The organism is Superficieibacter sp. 1612_C1 (assembly GCF_015234305.1).
GTDB lineage: Bacteria > Pseudomonadota > Gammaproteobacteria > Enterobacterales > Enterobacteriaceae > Superficieibacter.
Window position 1 is genome coordinate 103,865 of record NZ_JADGMI010000009.1, and the last position, 8,615, is coordinate 112,479.

Genomic DNA, 8,615 nt, shown 5'->3' on the forward strand with positions numbered 1-8,615 from the left:
CATTAGCCTCCCAGTTTGGATTTATCGCGCACCGCGCCTTTATCCGCGCTGGTGGCGAGGCTGGCGTAAGCGCGCAGCGCGAAGGAGACCTGACGTTCACGCGCTTTCGGCGTCCACGCCTCTGCGCCACGCGCATCCTGCGCTTCACGACGCGCCGCAATTTCCTGATCGCTTAACTGCAACTGAATACCGCGATTCGGGATATCAATGGCGATCATGTCGCCATCTTCAATCAGCGCGATATTGCCGCCGCTGGCCGCTTCCGGCGAAACGTGACCGATAGAGAGACCAGAGGTGCCGCCGGAGAAACGTCCGTCAGTGATCAGCGCGCAAGCCTTGCCGAGGCCCATCGATTTCAGGAAGGTGGTCGGGTAGAGCATCTCCTGCATCCCCGGTCCGCCTTTTGGCCCTTCATAGCGGATCACGACCACATCGCCTGCGACGACTTTGCCGCCGAGGATCGCTTCCACCGCGTCATCCTGGCTTTCATACACTTTCGCCGGGCCGGTGAATTTCAGGATACTGTCATCCACGCCTGCGGTTTTCACGATGCAGCCGTTTTCGGCAAAGTTACCGTACAGCACGGCCAGACCACCGTCCTGACTGTAGGCGTGCTCCAGCGAACGGATGCAGCCTTCCGCGCGGTCATCATCCAGCGAATCCCAGCGGCAATCCTGCGAAAAGGCTTTGGTCGTGCGAATACCGGCAGGTCCGGCACGGTACATATTTTTTACCGCCTCGTCCTGGGTTATTACCACATCATATTGTTCGATGGTTTGCGGCAGCGTCAGGCCAAGAATATTTTTTACGTCGCGGTTCAGCAGTCCGGCACGATCCAGCTCGCCCAGAATGCCAATGACGCCGCCCGCGCGATGGACGTCTTCCATATGGTATTTCTGCGTGCTTGGCGCGACTTTGCACAACTGCGGCACCTTGCGGGAAAGCTTGTCGATATCGCTCATGGTGAAGTCGATTTCCGCTTCCTGTGCTGCCGCCAGCAGGTGCAGTACGGTGTTAGTCGAACCACCCATCGCGATATCCAGCGTCATGGCGTTCTCAAACGCTGCTTTACAGGCGATATTACGCGGCAGCGCGCTGGCGTCTTCCTGCTCGTAATAACGTTTGGTCAGTTCAACAATGCGTTTACCGGCGTTGAGGAACAGCTGTTTACGGTCGGCGTGCGTCGCCAGCAGCGAACCGTTACCCGGCTGCGACAGGCCCAGCGCTTCGGTCAGGCAGTTCATTGAGTTGGCAGTGAACATCCCAGAACACGACCCACAGGTCGGACAGGCGGAACGTTCGACCTGTTCGCTCTGATCGTCAGAGACTTTCGGGTCAGCGCCCTGGATCATCGCATCTACCAGATCGAGCTTGATGATCTGATCGGAGAGTTTGGTTTTACCGGCTTCCATCGGGCCGCCGGAAACGAAGATCACCGGAATGTTCAGGCGCAGCGAGGCCATTAGCATCCCGGGGGTGATTTTGTCGCAGTTGGAAATACAGACCATCGCGTCGGCGCAGTGGGCATTCACCATGTACTCAACGGAGTCAGCGATCAGCTCGCGCGACGGCAGTGAATAAAGCATGCCCCCGTGGCCCATCGCGATACCGTCATCCACCGCAATGGTATTGAACTCTTTCGCCACGCCGCCTGACGCTTCGATTTGTTCAGCCACCAGCTTGCCCAGATCGCGCAGGTGTACGTGCCCCGGCACAAACTGGGTGAAGGAGTTAACGACCGCAATAATCGGCTTGCCGAAATCGGAGTCGGTCATCCCGGTGGCGCGCCACAGCGCACGGGCTCCGGCCATGTTACGGCCGTGGGTGGTAGTGGCGGAACGATATTTAGGCATGCTTTAGTTACTCCCAGTGTCTGTCTGTTAAATGGGACGGTGCGTGCCGTCCCATTTTTTTAATTAGTTATTAACTTGATCCAACCAGCCCCATTTGTCTTCGGTTTCACCGGTGAAGAGGCCAAAGAATGCTTGCTGAATACGTTTGGTGACCGGGCCGCAGCGACCTTCGCCCACCTGAATACCATCAACGCTGCGCACCGGCGTGATTTCAGCGGCGGTGCCGGACATAAAGACTTCATCCGCCAGGTAGAGTGACTCGCGGGACAGTACCTGCTCACGCACTTCGATATCCAGATCTTTCGCCAGCTTGATGATGGCGTCGCGGGTGATGCCCGGCAGTGCGGAAGAGGTGAATGGCGGGGTAAACAGGATGCCGTCTTTTACTTCAAACAGGTTCTCGCCTGCGCCTTCCGAGATATAACCGTTAACGTCCAGCGCGATCCCTTCCTGATAACCGTGACGGCGCGCTTCGCTGCCTACCAGCAGAGAGGAAAGGTAGTTGCCGCCCGCTTTAGCCGCGGTTGGGATAGTATTCGGTGCTACGCGGTTCCAGGAGGAGACCATCGCGTCAATCCCCTGATCCAGCGCGTCTGCACCCAGGTAAGCGCCCCACGGGAACGCGGCGATGATCACGTCAGTGGTGTAACCTTCCGGCGGGTTCACCCCCATTCCGACATCGCCGACAAAGACCAGCGGACGAATGTAGGCGCTGGTCAGGTTGTTTTTACGGATCACCGCACGGCAGGCTTCCATCAGTTCGTCAACGCTCTGTGAAACCGGGAAACGATAGATTTTGGCTGAATCACGCAGACGCTGCATGTGTTCGCGATGGCGGAACACCACTGGCCCTTTGTGAGAATCGTAGCAACGGATCCCTTCAAAGACTGAAGTACCGTAATGAAGCGCGTGAGACATCACGTGAACTTTCGCGTCTTCCCAACGAATCATCTCGCCATTGGACCAAATGTAATCAGCTTTTTTCGTCGTCATTTTCTTTCCTATTGCGCTCAGGCGCGGATTTGTTGTGATGTAGTTGTTCGTTGCTGTATCTCGACACGAGCGACGTCGACCAGTTTATTCAACTGACTAAACAGTAATTCGACGGGCCGGGGGCTGGCAACGGTCAATTCAATATTTATGTTCTGTGCATCGGTAGCAGTTTCCATATTCATGGCGCAAATCTGAAAGCCACGATGGCGAACCACACGTAAAACACGTTCTAACGTTTCCGGATTGAAGCGAGCCTCTACGGCGACCTGATGTTGCATCATGATAATTTCTCCAGCATTTGTGCGTTACTGGCACCGGGTGGTACCAGCGGCCAGACGTTCTCAAGTTCGTCGATTGAGACATGAAGCAGGTATGGTCCTTCGCTGTTCAGCATGGCGTCGAGGGCCGCTTCAACCTGGTCTTTTCGGGTGATGTGCTGACCAGGGATGCCGAAGGCGCTGGCCAGCATGAGGAAATCGGGATTATCGGTAAGGGTGGTTTCGCTATAACGTTCCTGAAAAAACAGCTGCTGCCATTGTCGAACCATGCCTAAACGCTGATTGTCGAGTAAAACGATTTTCAACGGCAGCTGCTTGCGTTTTACGGTGCCCAGCTCCTGTACGTTCATCATAAAGGAGCCGTCACCGGAGATACAGATAACCGTATCATTCGGTCGCGCCACCTGCGCACCGACCGCCGCGGGCAAACCAAAACCCATCGTCCCCAGGCCGCTGGAGGTGATGAAGTTCTCCGGACGGGTGTAGGTCATATGCTGCGCCGACCACATCTGATGCTGGCCGACATCGGTCGTCACCACGCTGTCCGCCGGTTTACGATCGGAAAGCTGTTTCAGCAGGAGCGGCGCATAGATGGACTCACCAGGATGATCGTAACGCCACGCATGTTCACGGCGCAGGTCCGCGCTGTATTGACGCCAGGCGTCAATCGCTAACGGCTGTTGCAGAGCGGGCAGCAGCGCGTTCAGATCGCCCTGCAAACCAACGTGCACCTGACGCAGTTTATTCATTTCCGCCGGGTCGATATCCATATGGATGACTTTGGCGTGCGGGGCAAAGGTGTTCAGCTTACCGGTCACGCGGTCGTCAAAGCGCACGCCAACGGCAATCAACAGGTCGCATTCCTGTACCGCAAAGTTGGCCGCTTTGGTGCCGTGCATACCCAACATGCCGAGGTAATGCGGATCGTTAGCCTCGACCGCGCCCAGCCCTTTCAGCGTGCAGGTGGAGGGCATTTGCGTGATGGCAATAAACTCACGCAGCGCTGGCACCGCCTGCGCCATGCCTACTCCACCACCAATGTAGAGCATCGGTTTCTGCGCCTGCGCCAGCATCTGACGCGCCTGTTCCACTTCTGCCTGCGGGAACGTAACATCGTTTTCTACGGTGGAAAAATGCGGCTCCAGCTCGCCGACGGCTAACTGGATGTCTTTCGGGATATCAACCAGCACCGGGCCGGGACGGCCTGAGTTTGCCACCTGAAAGGCCTCAGCCATCACGCGCGGCAACTCTTCCAGCGACTGCACCAGAAAACTGTGTTTGGTGCAGGCCAGCGACAAACCGAGGACGTCCACCTCCTGAAACGCGTCCGTGCCAATGAACGGCGCAGCGACCTGGCCGGTGATAGCAACAACGGGTACGGAGTCTAACAGCGCATCGGCGAGACCGGTGATAAGATTGGTCGCCCCAGGGCCGGATGTGGCGATACATACGCCGGTTTTGCCGGTTGAACGAGCATAGCCGATAGCCGCCATGGCCGCGCCCTGCTCATGGCGACACAACAGGTGTTCCAGACCGCCGTCATACAGTGCATCGTAAACCGGCATAATTGCGCCGCCAGGATAACCGAACACGGTATTAACTCCCTGCGCCCGTAACGCATGTACCACCCATTGTGCTCCATTCATAGTGACTTCCCCGCCGTAGATCGTGTGGAACAGAATTTTATGCTGTTAGTCATTCTCTGTCCCTTGTTGCTATTTTTAAGGTCAAAAAAAAACCCCCGGACCTTTCGGTGCGGGGGTCTTAGTTCGTTAAGGCTTGATTTTTAAGCCTTTCCTCGTCCAAGTGCAGCCCCGCACGGTGGGATAATAATCACCACCACGCTAATCACGACCAGGCTAATCACTCGTAGAAGGGCTGTCATTTTCTGTACTTTCTGGCTTCTTGTTCGAAGGAATACCTAAAGAGTTATCACAGATTGCGGAACTAACACAATATTTTTTTATGACCTTTTTTCTGAGCACGCTAACGGTTTAGCAAAATATCTTTGTTTTTTATAAGAAAAAAATTAAATGAAAATATTTCACTTTTTTGGTGATGGCCCGTCGTTTTTACCGTTTATGTTCTTTTTGCAAACGCGATCCAGAAAAATTTGTAAGGTTGCAGGCAAGCCTAAAAAGCCGGGAAGCAGGCTCGCAAATGCATGATTTCGCCATTAACAGCGTATCACCGGGCGACTACTCTTCCGGAACAGGAGGAGCTATGTCGCTATCAATTGTCTTCACACGTGCAGCACTTGGGGTTTCGGCCCCGCTGATTACAGTAGAAGTGCATATCAGCAATGGTCTGCCGGGTCTGACGATGGTCGGTCTGCCGGAGACAACCGTCAAAGAGGCGAGAGATCGCGTTCGCAGCGCGATCATAAACAGCGGTTATACCTTCCCGGCAAAAAAGATCACCATTAACCTTGCCCCGGCCGATTTACCTAAAGAGGGCGGCCGGTATGACTTACCTATTGCCATTGCGCTTCTGGCTGCCTCTGAGCAGCTCAACGCCTCGCAACTAAGCCGATATGAGTTTGTGGGCGAACTGGCGCTTACAGGCGCGTTACGAGGGGTTCCAGGGGCGATATCCAGCGCCATGGAGGCATTAAAAACCGGGCGGCAAATTATCGTCTCGCATGAGAATGCGGCGGAAATCGCGTTAATCGGTGGAGAAGACTGTTTCATTGCCACACATCTTCAGGAAGTTTGTGCGTTTCTTGAAGGCAAGCAGGCTTTACCGTTCCCACCTTCTGAGGATGTCGCTGTGCCAGACGTTACGCAGGATATTGCGGATGTGATTGGTCAGGAGCAGGGAAAGCGAGCGTTAGAGATTACCGCTGCCGGAGGACATAATCTGCTGTTTATCGGACCGCCGGGTACCGGGAAAACCATGCTGGCCAGCCGCCTGAATGGGCTTTTACCGCCGCTCAGTAATCAGGAGGCGCTGGAGAGCGCCGCTATTGTCAGCCTGGTCAATGCCAGCAGCGTCCGCCAACAGTGGCGGTGTCGGCCCTTTCGCTCACCGCATCACAGCGCGTCGCTGACCGCGATGGTCGGCGGAGGGTCGATTCCTGCGCCGGGTGAGATCTCGCTGGCGCATAACGGTATTCTGTTTCTTGATGAGCTACCCGAATTTGAACGACGCGTGCTCGACGCCTTACGCGAGCCGATTGAATCCGGGAAAATTCATATTTCCCGCACCCGGGCAAAAATCACTTACCCGGCGCGCTTTCAACTGATTGCCGCCATGAATCCCAGCCCAACCGGACATTATCAGGGCAATCATAACCGCTGCTCGCCGGAGCAGACGCTGCGCTATCTCGGGCGGTTGTCCGGTCCTTTTCTCGATCGTTTTGATTTGTCGCTGGAGATCCCGCTCCCACCACCGGGTTTGCTTAGTCAGCCGGTAAAGCGCGGCGAGAGCAGTGAAACGGTCAGGCAGCGGGTTATTGAAGCACATGAGCGCCAGTACGCCCGGCAGAATACCCTGAATGCCCGCCTTGAAAGTAGCGCGCTGCGCGAGCACTGCCGATTAAGCGATGACGATGCGTTCTGGCTGGAGCAGACGTTAACCCAGCTCGGGCTGTCTATCCGCGCCTGGCAGCGTTTACTGAAGGTTGCACGGACGATCGCTGATATTGAACATTGCGATCGCCTGGAGCGCCAGCATTTGCAGGAAGCACTGGGTTATCGGGGGATCGACAGGCTGCTTATTCATCTGCAAAAGATGATGACGTAAAAAAGGGGCTTTCGCCCCTGAATACTTAATCTTCTGATTCGGTGTAGTCTTCCGTACCTTCCACCTGCGGCTTACCGCCGGACAGGGTATGGAAACGCTTCGGACGTTTGATACGCGTCATGTACTTAGACCATACACGTTCTGCTTCTGTGACCGGCTCACGCTGACCACGGCATACCGCGACAAATTGAATTTCTTCTTCGGTTGCAGGTTCACGTTTACCCAGATCCAGCTCGTTGAAGGCATAACCATGACGCTCAAGCAGTTGTGCCTCTTTGATGGTGAAATCACCATGACGAGAGAACCCACGTGGGTAGTATTTATTGTCGAAATATCGATTAGTCGTCGTAAAGCTTTCCGCCATCCTACACGCTCCTAATTCTTCTGGCCGAGCTATTTATGGCGCGGAGTATTAGTTACGCTTGACAGAGTGTAAAACAAAACATTTAAATCATAACGACAAAAATTTTTGCGGAGAAAGATGTGGATACGGAATTGCTAAAAACTTTCCTGGAAGTGAGCAGAACACGCCACTTTGGGCGTGCTGCTGAAGCGCTATACCTGACCCAGTCTGCGGTCAGTTTTCGTATTCGTCAGCTTGAGAACCAGCTTGGCGTAAATCTTTTTACCCGCCATCGCAATAACATCCGCTTAACGGCTGCGGGAGAAAAACTTTTGCCTTACGCAGAGACGCTGATGAACACCTGGCAGGCGGCGCGGAAGGAGGTGGCGAATACATCGCGCCACAATGAGTTTTCGATTGGTGCCAGCGCCTCGCTATGGGAGTGCCTGCTGACAGACTGGTTAAGCCAGCTGTATCAGGCGCAGGATGGTTTACAGTTTGAGGCGCGAATTGCCCAGCGACAGTCGCTGGTGAAACAACTCCATGAGCGGCAACTGGACTTGCTGATTACTACAGAAGCTCCAAAGATGGATGAGTTCAGCAGCCAACTGTTAGGGCATTTCACGCTGGCGTTGTTTTGTGCATCGGCGTCGCGTCTGAAGGCTGAACTTAATTATTTACGTCTGGAATGGGGCGCTGATTTTCAGCAACATGAGCAAGGGCTGATCGCCAGCGATGATATCCCCCTTCTGACAACCAGTTCCGCTGAGTTAGCCCGGCAGCAACTGGCTGCACTAAATGGCTGTACGTGGCTGCCTGTGAGCTGGGCCAGAGAAAAAGGGGGGCTGCATACGGTAACTGACAGTATGACGCTGACACGGCCTTTATATGCCATCTGGTTGCAGAACAGCGATAAGCAGTCACAAATCCGTGAGATCCTTAAAACAGGCGCTATTGACTGATGTTCCCGCCGGAAGGCGGGATCTCTGGAAAAGATCACGGAAGGATTTGCTGAATTTTAGGCAAAAAAAATCCTTTGCCGAAGCAAAGGATAATTTTCTGGCAGGGGCGGAGAGACTCGAACTCCCAACACCCGGTTTTGGAGACCGGTGCTCTACCAATTGAACTACGCCCCTAATTAGGGTGGCGGAATGGACGGGACTCGAACCCGCGACCCCCTGCGTGACAGGCAGGTATTCTAACCGACTGAACTACCACTCCACCGAATTTCTTTGTCACTGACCGGATGTCACTCCGGTTTACTGCTTATTTGATGCCTGGCAGTTCCCTACTCTCGCATGGGGAGACCCCACACTACCATCGGCGCTACGGCGTTTCACTTCTGAGTTCGGCATGGGGTCAGGTGGGACCACCGCGCTGTTGCCGCCAGGCAAATTCTGTTTA

8 protein-coding genes, 2 tRNA genes and 1 rRNA gene are annotated in these 8,615 nt (G+C 54.7%); 2 read left to right on the top strand and 9 right to left on the bottom strand.

All coding sequences use genetic code 11. The annotated features are described in order from the left end of the window. Window positions 1-2: 2 nt before the first annotated feature. From ilvD to ilvL, 5 genes are all read right to left on the bottom strand, one after another. Window positions 3-1,853: a dihydroxy-acid dehydratase gene (gene ilvD, locus INT84_RS23360; RefSeq protein ID WP_194208679.1), complete on the bottom strand. Its 1,851-nt coding sequence runs from the start codon at window positions 1,851-1,853 to the stop codon at window positions 3-5. A gap of 63 nt (window positions 1,854-1,916) precedes the next feature. Continuing rightward, window positions 1,917-2,846: a branched-chain amino acid transaminase gene (locus INT84_RS23365; protein ID WP_194208680.1), complete on the bottom strand. Its 930-nt coding sequence runs from the start codon at window positions 2,844-2,846 to the stop codon at window positions 1,917-1,919. Between the two features lie 17 nt (window positions 2,847-2,863). After that, entirely contained in the window at window positions 2,864-3,127 is a 264-nt protein-coding gene (gene ilvM / locus INT84_RS23370; RefSeq protein ID WP_176920245.1) for an acetolactate synthase 2 small subunit, read from the bottom strand. Next, window positions 3,124-4,770 carry an acetolactate synthase 2 catalytic subunit gene (gene ilvG, locus INT84_RS23375; RefSeq protein WP_194208681.1) on the bottom strand — a complete coding sequence of 549 codons (1,647 nt, stop codon included), beginning with the start codon at window positions 4,768-4,770 and terminating at the stop codon, window positions 3,124-3,126. The genes ilvM and ilvG overlap by 4 nt, the downstream gene beginning before the upstream one ends. Window positions 4,771-4,910: 140 nt before the next feature. Continuing rightward, window positions 4,911-5,009 (bottom strand): ilv operon leader peptide, encoded by a 99-nt coding sequence (gene ilvL, locus INT84_RS23380; protein ID WP_001311244.1) that lies wholly within the window; start codon window positions 5,007-5,009, stop codon window positions 4,911-4,913. A 338-nt stretch (window positions 5,010-5,347) separates the two neighbouring features. On the opposite strand from ilvL, the gene INT84_RS23385 reads away from it, so the two are divergent. After that, complete coding sequence (locus tag INT84_RS23385) at window positions 5,348-6,868, top strand: YifB family Mg chelatase-like AAA ATPase (protein ID WP_194208682.1); 1,521 nt, start codon at window positions 5,348-5,350, stop codon at window positions 6,866-6,868. A gap of 25 nt (window positions 6,869-6,893) precedes the next feature. On the opposite strand, the gene INT84_RS23390 is transcribed toward INT84_RS23385, so the two are convergent. Then, window positions 6,894-7,232, bottom strand: a complete 339-nt coding sequence (locus tag INT84_RS23390) for a DUF413 domain-containing protein (protein WP_194208683.1) — start codon at window positions 7,230-7,232, stop codon at window positions 6,894-6,896. Between the two features lie 101 nt (window positions 7,233-7,333). On the opposite strand from INT84_RS23390, the gene hdfR reads away from it, so the two are divergent. Beyond that, window positions 7,334-8,173 (top strand): HTH-type transcriptional regulator HdfR, encoded by an 840-nt coding sequence (gene hdfR / locus INT84_RS23395; protein ID WP_370529703.1) that lies wholly within the window; start codon window positions 7,334-7,336, stop codon window positions 8,171-8,173. Window positions 8,174-8,271: 98 nt separating this feature from the next. Here hdfR and INT84_RS23400 read toward each other — a convergent pair. The 3 genes from INT84_RS23400 to rrf form a co-directional block, all read right to left on the bottom strand. Beyond that, window positions 8,272-8,347 (bottom strand) — tRNA-Trp (locus INT84_RS23400). An 8-nt stretch (window positions 8,348-8,355) separates the two neighbouring features. Then, window positions 8,356-8,432 (bottom strand) — tRNA-Asp (locus tag INT84_RS23405). Window positions 8,433-8,486: 54 nt separating this feature from the next. Then, window positions 8,487-8,602: ribosomal RNA gene (gene rrf / locus INT84_RS23410) — 5S ribosomal RNA — on the bottom strand. Window positions 8,603-8,615 lie beyond the last annotated feature (13 nt).